General features: G+C 63.3%; 15 protein-coding genes. 9 read left to right on the plus strand and 6 right to left on the minus strand.

Annotation, left to right across the window (positions count from 1 at the left end; genetic code table 11):
- Positions 1-55: 55 nt before the first annotated feature.
- From xerD to HU750_RS01295, 6 genes are all read left to right on the plus strand, one after another.
- Entirely contained in the window at positions 56-952 is an 897-nt protein-coding gene (xerD, locus tag HU750_RS01270; protein WP_085272717.1) for a site-specific tyrosine recombinase XerD, read from the plus strand.
- A 153-nt stretch (positions 953-1,105) separates the two neighbouring features.
- Positions 1,106-1,867 carry a thioredoxin fold domain-containing protein gene (locus HU750_RS01275; RefSeq protein ID WP_027595726.1) on the plus strand — a complete coding sequence of 254 codons (762 nt, stop codon included), beginning with the start codon at positions 1,106-1,108 and terminating at the stop codon, positions 1,865-1,867.
- 82 nt (positions 1,868-1,949) lie between these two features.
- The gene (locus HU750_RS01280; RefSeq protein WP_085272718.1) at positions 1,950-3,254 is read left to right on the plus strand and encodes a homoserine dehydrogenase; all 1,305 of its coding nucleotides are present in this window, start codon (positions 1,950-1,952) and stop codon (positions 3,252-3,254) included.
- A 58-nt stretch (positions 3,255-3,312) separates the two neighbouring features.
- On the plus strand, positions 3,313-4,722 hold the full coding sequence (gene thrC, locus HU750_RS01285) for a threonine synthase (RefSeq protein WP_085272719.1): 1,410 nt from the start codon (positions 3,313-3,315) through the stop codon (positions 4,720-4,722).
- A gap of 130 nt (positions 4,723-4,852) precedes the next feature.
- Positions 4,853-5,269 carry a response regulator gene (locus HU750_RS01290; RefSeq protein ID WP_027595729.1) on the plus strand — a complete coding sequence of 139 codons (417 nt, stop codon included), beginning with the start codon at positions 4,853-4,855 and terminating at the stop codon, positions 5,267-5,269.
- Between the two features lie 79 nt (positions 5,270-5,348).
- Positions 5,349-5,630, plus strand: a complete 282-nt coding sequence (locus tag HU750_RS01295; protein ID WP_027595730.1) for a DUF3509 domain-containing protein — start codon at positions 5,349-5,351, stop codon at positions 5,628-5,630.
- Positions 5,631-5,769: 139 nt separating this feature from the next.
- Here HU750_RS01295 and HU750_RS01300 read toward each other — a convergent pair whose 3' ends face one another.
- Both HU750_RS01300 and HU750_RS01305 read right to left on the minus strand, forming a co-directional pair.
- A complete protein-coding gene (locus tag HU750_RS01300; protein WP_186675853.1) occupies positions 5,770-6,645 on the minus strand; it encodes a TIGR02285 family protein in 876 nt (291 codons plus the stop codon).
- Positions 6,646-6,660: 15 nt separating this feature from the next.
- Complete coding sequence (locus HU750_RS01305; protein WP_085272722.1) at positions 6,661-7,860, minus strand: CaiB/BaiF CoA transferase family protein; 1,200 nt, start codon at positions 7,858-7,860, stop codon at positions 6,661-6,663.
- A 132-nt stretch (positions 7,861-7,992) separates the two neighbouring features.
- On the opposite strand from HU750_RS01305, the gene HU750_RS01310 reads away from it, so the two are divergent.
- From HU750_RS01310 to HU750_RS01320, 3 genes are all read left to right on the plus strand, one after another.
- The gene (locus HU750_RS01310; RefSeq protein WP_186675856.1) at positions 7,993-8,535 is read left to right on the plus strand and encodes a YaeQ family protein; all 543 of its coding nucleotides are present in this window, start codon (positions 7,993-7,995) and stop codon (positions 8,533-8,535) included.
- Between the two features lie 30 nt (positions 8,536-8,565).
- Positions 8,566-10,275, plus strand: a complete 1,710-nt coding sequence (recJ, locus tag HU750_RS01315) for a single-stranded-DNA-specific exonuclease RecJ (protein ID WP_186675859.1) — start codon at positions 8,566-8,568, stop codon at positions 10,273-10,275.
- A 492-nt stretch (positions 10,276-10,767) separates the two neighbouring features.
- Complete coding sequence (locus HU750_RS01320) at positions 10,768-11,874, plus strand: NADH:flavin oxidoreductase/NADH oxidase (protein ID WP_186675862.1); 1,107 nt, start codon at positions 10,768-10,770, stop codon at positions 11,872-11,874.
- A gap of 300 nt (positions 11,875-12,174) precedes the next feature.
- Here HU750_RS01320 and HU750_RS01325 read toward each other — a convergent pair whose 3' ends face one another.
- From HU750_RS01325 to HU750_RS01340, 4 genes are read right to left on the minus strand one after another with little or no spacing between them, the layout of a single operon-like run.
- Entirely contained in the window at positions 12,175-13,599 is a 1,425-nt protein-coding gene (locus HU750_RS01325) for a gamma-aminobutyraldehyde dehydrogenase (protein WP_186675871.1), read from the minus strand.
- 17 nt (positions 13,600-13,616) lie between these two features.
- Positions 13,617-14,423 (minus strand): ABC transporter permease, encoded by an 807-nt coding sequence (locus tag HU750_RS01330; RefSeq protein WP_186675874.1) that lies wholly within the window; start codon positions 14,421-14,423, stop codon positions 13,617-13,619.
- The gene (locus HU750_RS01335; protein ID WP_186675877.1) at positions 14,413-15,345 is read right to left on the minus strand and encodes an ABC transporter permease; all 933 of its coding nucleotides are present in this window, start codon (positions 15,343-15,345) and stop codon (positions 14,413-14,415) included. Before HU750_RS01335 ends, HU750_RS01330 begins: the two co-directional genes overlap by 11 nt.
- Position 15,346: 1 nt before the next feature.
- On the minus strand, positions 15,347-16,387 hold the full coding sequence (locus HU750_RS01340) for an ABC transporter ATP-binding protein (RefSeq protein WP_186675879.1): 1,041 nt from the start codon (positions 16,385-16,387) through the stop codon (positions 15,347-15,349).
- Positions 16,388-16,465: the final 78 nt, after the last annotated feature.

A 16,465-nucleotide genomic window follows, 5' to 3' on the forward strand; every position in this document is an offset into this window, starting at 1 on the left:
GCCGGCGTTGTTATGAAAGACTAAGCGTCATTTCGTCGTTTGCCACCGAGTTTTCATGCCCGCCCTCGACCACCCCCTGATTGACCAGTTTCTCGATGCCCTGTGGCTGGAAAAAGGCCTGTCCGACAACACCCGGGTTTCGTACCGCAGCGACCTGGCGCTGTTCAATGGCTGGCTGCAGGAGCAGGGCGTGGCCTTGCCTGACGCGGGGCGTGAGCTGATCCTCGATCACCTGGCCTGGCGCCTCGACCAAGCCTACAAGCCACGTTCTACAGCACGCTTTCTGTCTGGGCTGCGTGGCTTCTTTCGTTACTTGCTGCGGGAAAAGCTGATCGCTGTCGACCCCACATTGCAGGTCGAGATGCCGCAGCTGGGCCGGCCGTTGCCCAAATCCTTGTCAGAAGCCGACGTCGAGGCGTTGCTGCAGGCGCCGGACCTCGGCGAAGCCATCGGCCAGCGCGACCGCGCCATGCTCGAAGTCCTTTATGCCTGTGGCCTGCGCGTGACCGAACTGGTCAGCCTGACGCTCGATCAGGTCAACCTGCGCCAGGGCGTGTTGCGGGTGATGGGCAAGGGCAGCAAGGAGCGCCTGGTGCCGATGGGGGAAGAGGCGGTGGTATGGCTGGAACGCTACCTGCGCAATGGCCGCCCCGAGCTGCTGAACGGGCGCCCGAGCGATGTGCTGTTCCCCAGCCTGCGCGGCGAGCAGATGACCCGCCAGACCTTCTGGCACCGTATCAAGCACCAGGCACAGGTCGCCGGGATCGACAAATCACTGTCGCCGCATACCCTGCGCCATGCCTTCGCAACCCACCTGCTCAACCACGGCGCCGACCTGCGCGTGGTACAAATGCTGCTGGGCCACAGCGACCTGTCGACCACGCAGATCTACACCCACGTGGCCAAAGCCCGTCTGCAGCAACTGCACGCCCAGCATCACCCGCGTGGATGAATGATTTTCATGTTCCGCCGACCGGTACTCGCAGACCCCTTCACGGCTAGCGTGTTGTGGTAGGCTTGGGCGGTTTGCACCAAGGGCCGCACGGTCGCCGCGTTTTTTCCGCAGGCGACGCCCTCCGGCCCCTGTCCGCCTTCAGGAGTTCCCATGCGCGTGACCCAGATTTTCGCCGCCGCCGCGTTGGCGCTGGCCAGTACCTTTGCCGTTGCCGCGGCAACCGACAGCAATGCCGGTGCCGAGCAGGCCATTCGCAAGTCGTTGCAGAACCTCGAACTGGAAGTGCCGGTTGAAAGCGTCGCCAGCAGCCCGCTCAATGGCCTGTATGAAGTCAAGCTGCAGGGCGGCCGCGTGCTGTACGCCAGTGCTGACGGCCAGTTCGTCATGCAGGGCTACCTGTACCAGATCCAGGACGGCAAGCCGGTCAACCTGACCGAGAAGACCGAGCGCCAAGGCGTTGCCAAGCTCATCAACGGCATTCCAGCCGCCGAGATGGTGGTTTATCCTGCCAAGGGCGAGACCAAGTCGCACATCACCGTGTTCACCGACACCACCTGCCCGTACTGCCACAAGCTGCACGCCGAAGTGCCGGAGCTCAACCGCCGCGGTATCGAAGTGCGCTATGTCGCCTTCCCGCGCCAGGGCCTCGGTTCGCCAGGTGATCAGCAGTTGCAGGCAGTCTGGTGCTCCAGCGACCGCCGTGCGGCGCTGGACAAGATGGTCGAGGGTAAGGAAATCAAGGCCGCCAAGTGCGCCAACCCGGTCAGCAAGCAGTTCCAGCTGGGCCAGTCGATCGGCGTCAACGGCACGCCGGCGATCGTCCTCGAAAGCGGCCAGGTAATCCCGGGCTACCAGCCGGCGCCGCAAGTGGCCAAGTTGGCCCTGGCCGGCCAGCAGCAAGCAGCCAAGTAATCAATACAGTACGCCGTCGTCATGGGGTGACGGCACGTTTCACGGTCGGCGCAGGTGCCGGCCGTTCAATGGGGAGTTCACAGTGAAACCGGTCAAAGTAGGCATCTGTGGGTTGGGGACCGTCGGTGGCGGAACCTTCAATGTACTTCAGCGCAACGCCGAGGAGATTGCCCGCCGTGCCGGGCGCGGTATTGAAGTGGCACAGATTGCCATGCGCTCGCAGAACCCGAACTGCCAGATTACCGGTACCCCCATTACCGCTGATGTGTTCGACGTTGCGACCAACCCGGAAATCGACATCGTCATCGAGCTGATCGGTGGTTACACCATCGCCCGCGACCTGGTGCTCAAGGCCATCGAAAACGGCAAACACGTGGTCACCGCGAACAAGGCGCTGATCGCCGTGCATGGCAACGAAATCTTTGCCAAGGCCCGCGAGAAGGGCGTCATCGTCGCCTTCGAAGCGGCGGTTGCCGGTGGCATCCCGGTGATCAAGGCGATCCGTGAAGGCCTGTCGGCCAACCGTATCAACTGGCTGGCCGGCATCATCAACGGCACCGGTAACTTCATCCTCACCGAAATGCGCGAAAAAGGCCGTGCCTTCCCGGACGTGCTGGCCGAAGCCCAGGCCCTGGGTTATGCCGAAGCCGACCCGACCTTCGACGTCGAGGGCATCGATGCGGCCCACAAGCTGACCATCCTGGCGTCCATCGCCTTTGGCATCCCGCTGCAGTTCGACAAGGCCTACACCGAAGGCATCACCCAGCTGACCACCGCTGACGTGAACTACGCCGAGGCCCTGGGCTACCGCATCAAGCACCTGGGCGTGGCACGTCGCACGGCTGAAGGCATCGAGCTGCGCGTGCACCCGACATTGATCCCGAGCGATCGCCTGATCGCCAACGTGAACGGCGTGATGAACGCGGTCATGGTCAACGGCGACGCCGCCGGTTCGACCCTGTACTACGGCGCAGGTGCCGGTATGGAGCCGACCGCTTCGTCGGTCGTCGCCGACCTGGTCGACGTGGTACGCGCAATGACCTCAGACCCGGAAAACCGCGTGCCGCACCTGGCCTTCCAGCCAGACTCGCTGTCGGCGCACCCGATTCTGCCGATCGAAGCCTGTGAAAGCGCCTACTACCTGCGCATCCAGGCCAAGGATCACCCCGGCGTGCTGGCCCAGGTGGCCAGCATCCTCTCGGAGCGTGGCATCAACATCGAGTCGATCATGCAGAAGGAAGCCGAGGAACAGGACGGCCTGGTGCCGATGATTCTGCTGACCCATCGCGTGGTCGAGCAGGGCATCAACGACGCCATTGTCGCCCTGGAAGCCCTGCAGGATGTGGTCGGCAAGGTCGTGCGCATCCGCGTCGAACAGCTCAATTAACGAATCATGCCGTCGGGCCGCGCACGCGGCCCCGGCCTCAGTATCGAAGGTTTGCACCATGCGCTATATCAGCACCCGTGGCCAGGCACCGGCCCTGAATTTCGAAGATGTCCTGCTGGCTGGCCTGGCCAGCGACGGCGGCCTGTACGTCCCTGAAAACCTGCCGCGCTTCACCCAGGAAGAGATCGCTTCCTGGGCTGGCCTGCCGTATCACGAACTGGCCTTCCGCGTGATGCGCCCGTTCGTCGCCGGTAGCATCGCCGACGCCGACTTCAAAAAGATCCTCGAGGAAACCTACGGCGCGTTCGCCCACGCCGCCGTGGCGCCGCTGCGCCAGTTGAACAGCAACGAGTGGGTGATGGAGCTGTTCCACGGCCCGACCCTGGCCTTCAAGGACTTTGCCCTGCAGCTGCTCGGCCGCCTGCTCGACCACGTGCTGGTCAAGCGCGGTGAGCGTGTGGTGATCGTCGGTGCCACCAGCGGTGACACCGGCTCCGCTGCCATCGAAGGTTGCCGCCGCTGCGACAACGTCGACATCTTCATCCTGCACCCGCACCAGCGCGTGTCGGAAGTACAGCGTCGGCAGATGACCACCATCTTCGGCGACAACATCCACAACATCGCCATCGAAGGCAACTTCGACGACTGCCAGGAGATGGTCAAGGCCAGCTTCGCCGACCAGTCGTTCCTCAAGGGCACCCGCCTGGTGGCCGTCAACTCGATCAACTGGGCGCGGATCATGGCCCAGATCGTCTACTACTTCCACGCAGCCCTGCAGTTGGGCGGCCCAGCCCGCTCGGTGGCGTTCTCGGTGCCCACCGGCAACTTCGGCGACATCTTCGCCGGTTACCTGGCACGCAACATGGGCCTGCCGATCAGCCAGCTGGTGGTCGCCACCAACCGTAACGACATCCTGCACCGCTTCATGAGCGGCAACCAGTACGTCAAGGAAACCCTGCACGCGACCCTGTCGCCGTCGATGGACATCATGGTGTCGTCCAACTTCGAGCGCCTGCTGTTCGACCTGCACGGCCGTAACGGTGCAGCCATTGCCGCGTTGATGGACAACTTCAAGCAGGGTGGCGGTTTCAGCGTTGACGAAGACCGCTGGACCGAAGCGCGCAAACTGTTCGACTCGCTGGCCGTCAGTGACGAGCAGACCTGCGAGACCATCGCCGAAGTGTTCGCCAGCACCGGCGAAGTGCTCGACCCGCATACCGCGATCGGCGTCAAGGCCGCCCGCGAGTGCCGTCGTAGCCTGGACACGCCGATGGTGGTGCTGGGTACCGCGCATCCGGTCAAGTTCCCGGAAGCCGTGGAGAAGGCAGGTGTTGGCAAGGCGCTGGAATTGCCTGCACACCTGGCCGATCTGTTCAGCCGCGAAGAGCGTTGCACGGTGCTGGCCAATGACCTGAAGGCCGTTCAGGGCTTTGTCAGCCAGCATGGTAACCGCGGTAAGCCGCTTTAATTGCGGTGATATCAAGGGCTGCTTAGCGGCCCTTGATTGTCTGGTTTTCCATCTGATATTTCGGATATTTCCTATTTAACCCTCTTGGGATGTTGCCTAGATTTGCCAGTCCTTCTTCCAGGAGTGGCTCATGTCCAGGCCTTATGTGCTGATTCACCAGGCACGCCCTTCCCATCAAATCCTCCTGCATCAGGCATTCAATGCCCAAGGCATCTTCAATGTGCGCATCACTGAAGAAGCCGCTGACCTGCACGCGTGCCTGAGCGCTAAGCGTTGCCCTGACTTGCTGATCCTCGATCACGCCATGCCCAAAAGGGCAGGGCTTGCGCTGTTGAAAAAACTTGCAGGTAGCCACGCCTTGCGCGCCTTGTTGTTCGTCGGCCAAGCCACACCCGAACAGCAGAACCTGGCCTTGGAGGCGAAGCGACGGGGGCTGTGGGTCGTCGCCGAGCTGCCGTGGCCACTGTCCATGGCCCATCTGCAACGCGCACTTCAGCGCCTGGGCGGGCGTATTCAAACTGTCACCTGCGCCCCGCATGCTCACTGAAACAGCCGCAGCGTTTCGAACTTTGTGCTGCGCTTGTTGGTCAGTTTCTCCATAGCCCACCACGCAGCGAGTGATCCGGATGGAAAGAATCTGCAGACTGCTGAACGAAGCCCTGACCCCCTACCAGACGCACCTGGGCGTTGCCGATGCCAGTGGCAACCGCCAATTGACCGTCTTTGACAGCCTTGAAGGCATCACCCTGCAACGCACGGTGAGCCTGCGCCAGTTGCAGGAACAGCGCCTGCTCATTGACCTGGTAGATGGTTTGCACCGTGACCTGCAGATTGCCGAAGGCCGCTTGCAGCCCTGTGTGATTGCTGCCTTGCAACAGCGACAGCAAATGCCGGGAACCTTTGCCTGAATTGCTTATCAGACACAGTAAGGGCAGCTAGCCAGCGCATTGCTCCGGTGCTGGCAGGCTGTCACGGGAAGTCCCAAGGGACTTTCAATTAGCCCCGGGCGTCCTCCCCAGCGTTCCGGGGTTTCTTTTGTCTGCAGTACTAGGGTTGTTTGAAAAACTGCTTGCTCTGTTCCAGGTACGTTGCCTGCAACTCAGGGTCCAGCCACCGGGCATAGAGCCCTGGCAAGGTCTCTTGGCGTAGCGTGGGCAATAGCTGGTCGATATGCGCAACGGCCTCTCGACCCAGTGCCGAGTCTGAGCAGCCCACATGCAGAAACTGATAGCGGTTCACGCCCCGAACCGGATGAAACTGGTAGTCACCCAGTGACCCGCCTTGTTGCTGGATCAGGTAACGCACTTCTGGCCAATACCCCATCACCATGTGCAGGCGCCCCAGTTGTTGCATCTGCAACTGGTTGGCGGTGGCATCGTTGCCGTAGTGGCGGCTGAGTGCTGAGCCTGGCAGTTGGCGCAGGATCTCGTCGATCTGCGTGCCATAGCTGCGCTCGGCGACGATGCCGAGCTTCAACGGGGTGTGGCTCATCAGCCCGGGCAGGTCGACCTCGTTGTCGGTGAGAAACGGCGCCAGCAGTGCCTCACCTGCCTTGCGCACCACCAGCCCCCCGCTCAACACCCCCAGCGACGGTATGGAAAAGTGCACGTACTCGGCACGCTCCGGCGTCCATAGCAAGGTCGGGTCGCAGGTAAAAGTGTTCGGGTCCTGAAGCATCTGGATACCGCGGGCACGGTTTACCCGGACGATACTGTGATCGTATTCGGGCATCTGCTCGATCAGCAGTGGCAGCAGGCGGTCAATGACCCCTTGGCCTTTCTCTGTCCCTTCAAAAATGGTGAAGGGCGGCAGGTCACGAACCAGCCACAACAAGCGCTCCTTGGCCGCCGCGTGCGGCACGGCCAGTGCAGGCAGCAGCGCGCACAGTAAAAGCAGGGTGCGTAACCCGTGGGCAGCTCGCATCGGCGGCGGCAGGCGTCAGACCGCGCCTGCTTCGCGCAGGCCGGCGATGGCGGCCGCGTCGTAGCCCAGGGCGGTGAGCAGTGCGTCAGTGTGTTCGCCCAGCGCAGGGCCGACCCACTCGGTGGAGCCGGGTGTTTCCGAAAGCTTGGGTACGATGCCTGGCATCTTGAAGGGTTTGCCGTCTGGCAGGCGCGCCTGCAGGAACATTTCCCGCGCCAGGTATTGCGGGTCGTTGAACATGTCCTCGGCAGAATAGATGCGGCTTGCAGGTACTTCGGCGGTGGTGAGCACCTGCATGAGCTGCTCAAGCGGCTGGCTGTTGGCCCAGCGGTCGATCACCCCATAGAGCTCGTCACGGCGCAGGTCGCGGCCATCGTTGGTGGCCAATGAAGGGTCTTCGGCCAAGTCGGCGCGGCCTATGGCCTGCATGAAACGCTTGAAGATCGCATCGCCATTGGCGCCGATCTGCACATGCTTGCCATCGGCACTGGTGTGGATGGAGGAGGGCGTGATGCCGGGCATGATATTGCCGGTGCGTTCGCGGATGAAACCGAAGACGTCGAATTCCGGGACCATGCTTTCCATCATGGCAAAGATCGCCTCGTACAGTGCCACGTCCACCACTTGGCCCTGGCCGCCGTTGACCTCGCGGTGCCGCAACGCCATCAAGGCCCCGATCACCCCCCACAGCGCGGCAATCGAATCACCGATGGAGATACCGGTGCGCACGGGCGGGCGGTCGTCAAAGCCGGTGATGTAGCGCAGGCCGCCCATGGACTCGCCCACTGCGCCAAAACCTGGCTGGTCTTTCATCGGCCCGGTCTGGCCGAAACCCGACAGGCGTACCATGACCAAGCGCGGGTTGAGCGCGTGCAGCACATCCCAGCCCAGGCCGAGCTTTTCCAGCACCCCGGGGCGGAAGTTCTCGATCAGGATATCGGCCTCGGCCAGCAGGCGCTTGAGGATCTCGCGGCCGTCCGGGTGCTTGAGGTTGAGGGTCAGTGACTGTTTGTTGCGTGCCTGCACGAACCACCACAGTGACGTGCCTTCGTACATCTTGCGCCATTTGCGCAGCGGGTCGCCGCCGTCGGGGGACTCGACCTTGATCACCTCGGCACCGAACTCGGCACAGATGCGCGACGCGAACGGGCCAGCGATCAGGGTCCCGAGTTCGATGACTTTCAGGCCGGCGAGGGGTTTGCTGGGCGTAGACATGGGGCATCCGTGGCAACTGGGCAGAGCCGTGGTTTTATCATAGCTCCGAAGCGGCAGATACTGCCGCGGCGCAACGAGGGGCAGGATCGGTTAGACTGTGTGACTTTTCTTTGCGCAAGAAGCCCGTCGACCATGGCCCAGCCGTCCACTACCTACAAATTCGAACTGAATCTGACTGACCTCGATCGCAACGTCTACCAAAGCGTCAAGCAGACCATTGCCCGTCACCCTTCGGAAACCGAAGAGCGTATGGCCGTTCGTCTGTTGGCCTACGCACTCTGGTACAACGAGCAATTGTCGTTTGGTCGTGGTCTGTCGGATGTCGACGAACCGGCGTTGTGGGAAAAGAGCCTGGACGATCGCGTCCTGCACTGGATCGAAGTCGGCCAACCGGATGCCGACCGCCTGACCTGGTGCTCCCGTCGCACCGAGCGCACCAGCCTGCTGGCCTACGGTAGCCTGCGGGTGTGGGAGAGCAAGGTGGTGCCTGCGGTCAAGGGCCTGAAGAACCTGAACATCGCTGCAGTGCCGCAGGAGGTGCTGGAAACCCTGGCCACCGACATGCCGCGCAGCATCAAGTGGGACGTGATGATCAGCGAAGGCACGGTGTTCGTCACCGATGACCGTGGCCAGCACGAAGTGCAGCTGGAGTGGCTGCTCGGTGAGCGTGGCTGACCTGACCCTTTCCTGATTGCCGAAGACCCCATGCGTATCGAACCTCGCCCCCTGCCGTCGACCTTGCCCTTGCTGGGTAACCTGCCACCCTTGTTGACCCGTCTGTATGCCGCCCGCGGCGTGCAGACCGAGGCCGAACTGGACAAAAGCCTGGCGCGGCTGTTGCCGTACCAGCAACTCAAAGGCATCGAGGCGGGGGTAGACCTGCTGGTCGAAGCCCTCGACCAGCGCCAGCGCATTCTTATCGTCGGCGACTTCGACGCCGACGGTGCCACTGCCAGCACCGTTGGCGTGCTGGGCCTGCGTTTGCTGGGCGCGGCGCACGTCGATTACCTGGTGCCCAACCGCTTCGAATTCGGCTATGGCCTGACGCCGGAGATCGTCGACGTCGCACTACAGCGTCAGCCGCAGTTGCTGATCACCGTCGACAACGGCATCTCCAGTGTCGATGGCGTGGCGGCAGCCAAGGCGGCGGGGCTCAAGGTGCTGGTCACCGACCACCACTTGCCGGGCGAACAATTGCCCGACGCCGATGCGATCATCAACCCGAACCAGCCGGGCTGTGACTTCCCTAGCAAGTCGCTGGCCGGGGTCGGGGTGATCTTCTATGTGCTCATGGCCTTGCGCGCACGCCTGCGCAGCTTGGGGCGCTACGACACGCAAGCACAGCCGAACATCGGCGAGCTGCTCGACCTGGTGGCGCTGGGCAGCGTCGCCGACGTGGTGCCGCTGGACGCCAACAACCGCATCCTGGTGCACCAGGGCCTCGAACGCATTCGCGCCGGCCGCGCTCGGCCAGGGCTCAAGGCGATTCTTGAGGTGGCCCGCCGTGATCACCGGCGCATCACCTCCACCGACCTGGGCTTCATTCTGGGCCCGCGCTTGAACGCGGCTGGGCGCTTGGACGACATGAGCCTGGGCATCGAATGCCTGCTGTGCGAAGACGCCGCCCTGGCCCAGGAAATGGCCCAGCAGCTGGACGACCTCAACCAGGACCGCAAGTCAATCGAGCAGGGCATGCAGCGCGAGGCGCTGGCCCAGCTCAAGGACCTGCCCGTCGAATCGATGCCGTACGGCTTGTGCCTGTTCGATGCCGACTGGCACCAAGGCGTGATCGGGATCCTTGCCTCACGCTTGAAGGAACGTTATCACCGGCCGACCATTGCCTTTGCCGATGCCGGCGACGGCATGCTCAAGGGCTCGGCACGTTCGGTGCCGGGTTTTCACATCCGCGATGCGCTGGATGCGGTGGCGGCGCGCCATCCGCAGCTGATCAGCAAATTCGGCGGGCACGCCATGGCCGCCGGGTTGTCGTTGCCTGAAGGCAACTTCCCGGCATTCGCCGAGGCGTTTGACCAGGAAGTGCGGCGCCAGCTGCGCGAAGAAGACCTCTCCGGCCGGCTTCTGTCGGATGGCAGCCTGGCGGTGGAAGAGTTTCACCTCGACCTGGCCAAGGCCCTGCGCCACGCCGGGCCATGGGGGCAGCACTTCCCAGAGCCGTTGTTCCATGGTGTGTTTCAGCTGGTCGAGCAGCGAGTGGTCGGCGAGCGGCACCTGAAAGTGGTGCTCAAGAGCGAATGTGGCTCGGTGAAGCTTGATGGCATTGCCTTCGGCGTCGACCGCGAGGTGTGGCCGAACCCTACCGTGCGTTGGGTGGAGCTGGCGTACAAGCTGGATGTGAACGAGTTTCGCGGTAATGAGAGCGTGCAGTTGATGATTGCCCATATGGAGCCGCGCTGACGGTTTCAAGGTGATTGGCTTGGGTGTTGTGGTGCGGCGGATACCGAGCGCCGCCCGCGCGGCGCTTCGCAGCACAAGGCTGCTCCTACATTTGTTTCGGGCCAGTCACTTCTGTGAGATCACCTCTGTTCGCCTTGTCTGCCCCGTCGATATCGAAGGGGCATCGCTGTTTTTAATCAATCTCCAGCCATCCACCTAGGGTGCGCGCGCCTATGGCACAGGAATAATTGGCCCGAAACAGATGTGGGAGCAGCCTTGTGCTGCGAAGCGCCGCGCGGGCGGCGCTCGATCTCATAGGCGCTGCAAACCTGCCGGCATACACCTGGAGGCCTTGCCTCATCAAACCAAACACCCAGCATTCCACCCCAAATCCCATGGAACCTCCCCCCCACCCATTCTGGTCTAGTCTGAAGTTATGACCGGACCTGGGCCAGGGACGTGCAATTGAGTGTCCGGGCCGGATCACCATTGGAGTCCTTGGGAGGTGCCCTCATGAGCCTGCTGCTCGAGCCTTACACCCTGCGTAAGCTGACGTTGCCCAACCGCATCGCGGTTTCGCCGATGTGCCAGTATTCCGCTGTCGATGGCTTGGCCAACGACTGGCATCTTGTCCATTTAGGTAGCCGCGCCGTCGGTGGTGCGGGCCTGGTCATTACCGAAGCGACCGCCGTCACCCCTGACGGCCGTATCACCGCCGAAGACCTCGGCCTGTGGCATGACGAACAGATTGCCCCGCTGCAGCGCATCACCCGTTTTATTACCGCCCAAGGCGCCGTGCCTGGGGTGCAACTTGCCCACGCTGGGCGTAAGGCCAGCACGCACCGGCCCTGGTTAGGCAAGCATGGCAGCCTGAAGGCCGAGGATGGTGGCTGGCAGCCGGTCGGGCCGTCGAAGATCGCTTTCGACCCTGAACATGCAGTGCCTCACGAGCTGTCGGAAGGGGAGATCACCGGTATCGTCCAGGCTTTCGCCGATGCCGCTCGACGCGCGCTGACGGCGGGGTTCAAAGTGGTCGAGGTGCATGCCGCCCATGGCTATTTGCTGCATCAGTTTCTCTCGCCACTGAGTAACCAGCGGCGTGACAAGTACGGCAGCTGCTTTGAAAACCGCATCCGCCTAACCCTCGACGTCACCCAGGCGGTGCGTGATGTCTGGCCGGACGATTTGCCAGTGTTCGTGCGGGTATCGGCGACCGATTGGGTCGAAGACGGCTGGAACCCTGACGAAACCGTCGAGCTGGCACGGCGCCTGCGCTCGCTAGGCGTCGACCTTATCGATGTTTCATCCGGTGGCACATCGGTCAACGCCGAGATCCCGACCGGCCCAGGCTACCAGACCCGCTTCGCCGAGCGCGTGCGCAAAGAGTCGGAAATCGCCACCGGCACCGTGGGCATGATCACCGAGCCGGCCCAGGCCGAGCACATCCTGCGTACCGGCCAGGCCGACGTCATCTTCCTGGCCCGCGAACTGCTGCGCGACCCTTACTGGCCGCTGCATGCCGACGATGACCTGGGCGGCAACAAGGCCACCTGGCCGGCGCAGTATCAACGGGCTACCAGCCGGGCTAACCCGATTCATGAGTCGGATTTGCGGGATTAGACTGAGTGGTTTGCGGGTGTCTGGCTTTGGGTGTAAGGGGGTGCTGACATCGAGCGCCGCCCGCGCGGCGCTTCGCAGCACAAGGCTGCTCCTACATTTATTTCGGGCCAGTCACGCCTGTGCCTGCGCGCGCGACCACCTTGTTTGTACGTCTCGATATCAAGGCGGGCGCCAAGGAGCCGCGCGCCCATGGCAGGAATAATTGGCCCGAAACAGATGTAGGAGCAGCCTTGTGCTGCGAAGCGCCGCGCGGGCGGCGCTCGATCTCGAGGCGCTACAAATCCACTGACAAGCCCCAACTCAATGCTTGATCATCACATGCCGCACACAGGTGTAGTCCTCCAGCCCATACACCGACATATCCTTCCCATACCCCGAATGCTTCTGCCCGCCATGGGGCATTTCGCTGACCAGCATGAAGTGGGTATTCACCCAGGTGCAGCCGTACTGCAAGCGCGCCGCCAGGCGATGGGCGCGGCCGGTGTCGCGGGTCCACACCGATGACGCCAGGCCGTAGTTGGAATCGTTGGCCCACGCCAGTGCCTGCGCCTCGTCGGTGAAGCGGGTCACCGAGACCACTGGGCCAAATACCTCATTGCGCACGATCTCGTCATCCTGCAGAGCATCGGCCAGTACGGTTGGCTCGAAGAAGAAGCCGTCGCCCTCAATCGCCTTGCCACCTGTCACCAGACGAATGTGCGGTTGGGCGATAGCCCGCTCCACAAGGCCTGCGACCTTGTCGCGGTGCTGGGCACTGATCAGCGGCCCCAGTTCCGTGTCCTCGGCGTCCTGCAGGCCGGGCTTGAGGCTGGCCACCGCTTCGCCCAGGCGTTGCACGAATGACTCGTAGATGCCGTCCTGCACATACAGGCGGCAAGCCGCGGTGCAGTCCTGGCCGGCGTTGTAGAAGCCGAACGTGCGGATACCCTCGATGGCGGCGTCAATGTCGGCATCGTCGAACACCAGCACCGGCGCCTTGCCGCCCAGCTCCATGTGCATGCGCTTCACACTGTCGGCGGTGGCGCTGATGATGTGCGCGCCGGTGGGGATCGAACCGGTCAGCGACACCATGCGCACGTTCGGGTGGGTGACCAGCGGCGTGCCGACGGTTTGGCCACGGCCGAAGAGGATGTTGAGCACGCCAGGCGGCAGCAGGCCCTGCGCCAGTTCGCCCAGGCGCAGTGCGGTGAGCGGCGTCAGTTCGGACGGTTTGATCACTACGGTGTTGCCGGCTGCCAGGGCCGGCGCGACCTTCCAGGCCAACATCATCAGCGGGTAGTTCCACGGTGCGATCGAGGCGACCACCCCCAGTGGGTCGCGGCGGATCATCGAGGTGTGCCCTGGCAAGTACTCGCCGGCCGCCGAGCCGCCCAGGCAGCGCGCCGCCCCGGCGAAAAAGCGGAACACGTCGGCAATCGCCGGGATTTCGTCATTCAGCGCAGCACTGAAGGGCTTGCCGCAGTTCTGCGATTCGAGCCGGGCCAGTTCCTCGCCATGCTGCTCGATGGTATCGGCCAGCGCCAGCAATGCCAGGGAGCGGTCCTTGGGGCTGGCTTGTGACCAGCCCTCGAAGGCCTGGTCGGCGGCACGCACGGCGCTGTCGACCTGCGCTTCGCTGGCTTCGTTGATTTGCGCCAGGGCGCTGCCCGAGGCGGGGTTGAGCACGGTCCAGGCCGGCCCCTCGCCGGCGACCAGGTGACCGTTGATCAGCATCTGCGTTTGCATGGAAGACTCCTCCAGGGTCATTTGCCACTGCCCGCGACGCTTTCGCCGCCGCGGGTCAGGTAATAGGCGCCGAGGATCGGCAGCATGGTCACCAGCATCACCAGCATGGCGACCACATTGGTCACGGGCACGTCGCGCGGGCGGCTGAGCTGGTTGAGCAACCAGATCGGCAGCGTGCGTTCGTGCCCTGCGGTAAAGGTGGTCACGATGATTTCGTCGAACGACAAAGCGAAGGCCAGCATGCCTCCCGCCAGCAGCGCCGAGCCGAGGTTGGGCAGGATGATGTAGCGGAAGGTCTGCCAGCCATCCGCGCCCAGGTCCATCGAGGCTTCGATCAGGCTTTGTGAGGTCCGCCGCAGGCGGGCGATGACGTTGTTGTAGACGATCACCACGCAGAAGGTCGCGTGGCCGACCACGATGGTGAACAGGCCAGGTTCGATGCCCAGGCTCTTGAACGCGGAGAGCAGGGCGATACCGGTGATGATGCCGGGCAGGGCAATCGGCAAAATCAGCATCAGCGAGATGCCCTCCTTGCCAAAAAAGCTGCGCCGGTACAGCGCCGCCGAGGCCAGGGTGCCGAGCACCAGGGCAATCAGTGTGGCCAGGCAGGCAACCTGCAGCGACAGCTTGATGGCTTCGAGCACATCCGGGCGAGCGAAGGCCACGCTGAACCACTTCAGGGTAAAGCCCTGGGGCGGGAAGCTGAACGCCGCGTTTTCGGTGTTGAAGGCGTAGAGGACGATGATCAGGATCGGGAAGTGCAGGAACAGCAACCCGCCCCAGGCCGCCAGGCGCAAGCCGGTTGATGCGTTTTCAGAGTGCATCGAATGCCCCCAGGCGCTTGACGATGGACAAGTAGACCGCGATCAGCACGATAGGCACCAAGGTAAACGCGGCGGCCATTGGCATGTTGCCGATCGCCCCTTGTTGGGCATAGACCATGCTGCCGATGAAGTAACCGGGCGGGCCGATCAGCTGCGGCACGATGAAGTCGCCCAGGGTCAGGGAGAAGGTGAAGATCGACCCTGCGGCAATGCCCGGGATCGACAGCGGCAAAATCACCTGCCAGAAGGTTTGCCTGGGCCTGGCCCCCAGGTCCGCCGACGCTTGCAGCAAGGACGGCGGCAAGCGCTCCAGCGAGGCCTGAATCGGCAGGATCATGAACGGCAGCCAGATGTACACGAACACCATGAAGCGCCCCAGGTGCGAGGTCGACAGGGTACTGCCGCCAACGCCAGGCACTGTCAGCACCGCCTGCAGCAGGCCGTCCAGGTGCAGCACCTGGACGAACCATTGGGCCACGCCGCCTTTGGCCAGCAGCAAGGTCCAGGCGTAAGTCTTGACGATGTAGCTGGCCCACATCGGCATCATCACCGCGATGTAGAAAAATGCCTTGGTCTTGCCGCTGGTGTAGCGCGCCATGTAGTAGGCGATCGGGAAGGCCAGCACCGCGCTGGCCAGCGAGACTGCCACTGCCATGCCCAAGGTGCGCAGAATGATGTCGAAGTTCGACGGGTTGAACAGCGCCGCGAAATTGCCCAGGGTCAGGTCCGGGGTCACCGCCATGGTGAAGTCGTCGAAGGTATAGAACCCCTGCCACAGCAGGTTCAGCAACGAGCCCAGGTAGATCGCCCCGAACCAGCTCAGTGGCGGGATCAACAGCAGCATCAGGTAGAGGTTGGGGCGCCGGTACAACAGGTTAGAGAACCTGCGCAGCGGGCTTGGGTTGGCGCGCGGGGCGTTCATCTCAGCGGCCCTCGTCGAGCACGGTTTCCTGCAGCGCCGTCATCGCTTCACGGGGCCAGCGCGCCAGTACCCGCTGGCCGGCCTGCCAGGTGGGCGGCTGTGCCTGCCAGCGGTCGTTGGCCTGGCTTACTGTCAGCAGCTGGCCGCTGTCCAACTGCAGCTCGAAGCGGGTCGCGCTGCCTTGATACTGCACGTCGTGCAACAGGCCGCTGACTTGCACTTCATGGCTGGCAGCGGCCTGTTCGCCCAGGCGGATATGCTCGGGGCGGATGGAAAACGGCGCGGGGCTGCCATTGAGCTGCTCGGCCAACGCGCCGCGCACCACGTTCGAGGTGCCGACGAACTCGGCGACGAAGGTAGTGGCCGGCTTCATGTACAGGTTGCGCGGGGTGTCGACCTGTTCGATGCGGCCGCGGTTGAACACCGCGACCCGGTCGGACATCGACAGCGCTTCGGTCTGGTCGTGGGTGACGAAGATGAAGGTGATCCCCAGCTGGCGCTGGAGTTTTTTCAGTTCGCCCTGCATCTGCTCACGCAGCTTCAGGTCCAGTGCACCTAGCGGTTCGTCGAGCAACAGCACCCGTGGGCGGTTGACCAGGGCGCGGGCGAGGGCGACGCGCTGGCGCTGGCCGCCGGACAGCTGCGCCGGTTTGCGTGCACCGTAACCGGCCAGCGCCACCATCGCCAAGGCCTCTTCAGCGCGGGCGTGACGCTCGGCCTTGGCCACGCCTTTGACCTTGAGGCCGTAGGCGATGTTGTCGCGCACGTTCATGTGCGGGAACAGTGCGTAGTCCTGGAACACGGTGTTGACGTCGCGTTGGTAGGGCGGCACGCCTGCAGCTTCGACGCCATGGATGCGGATCGAGCCAGTGTTGGGTTGTTCGAAGCCTGCGATCAGGCGCAGGCAGGTGGTCTTGCCCGAGCCGGAAGGGCCGAGCATGGAAAAGAACTCGCCATCTTCGATGTCGATGCTGACCTGGTCGACGGCCTTGACCTCGCCAAAGGTGCGTGAAACGTGGGTGAACTGGAGGGCTAGGGGCATGGGCGGTACTCAGCTGTGCTTGTAGTGCCTGCACCGGCCCTTTCGCGGGGCAAGCCCGCAGGGGCCATAGCGACGCTG

Origin of the sequence: Pseudomonas sp. SWRI50 (assembly GCF_014269095.1) — a bacterium.
GTDB classification, from domain to species: Bacteria; Pseudomonadota; Gammaproteobacteria; order Pseudomonadales; family Pseudomonadaceae; genus Aquipseudomonas; species Aquipseudomonas kermanshahensis.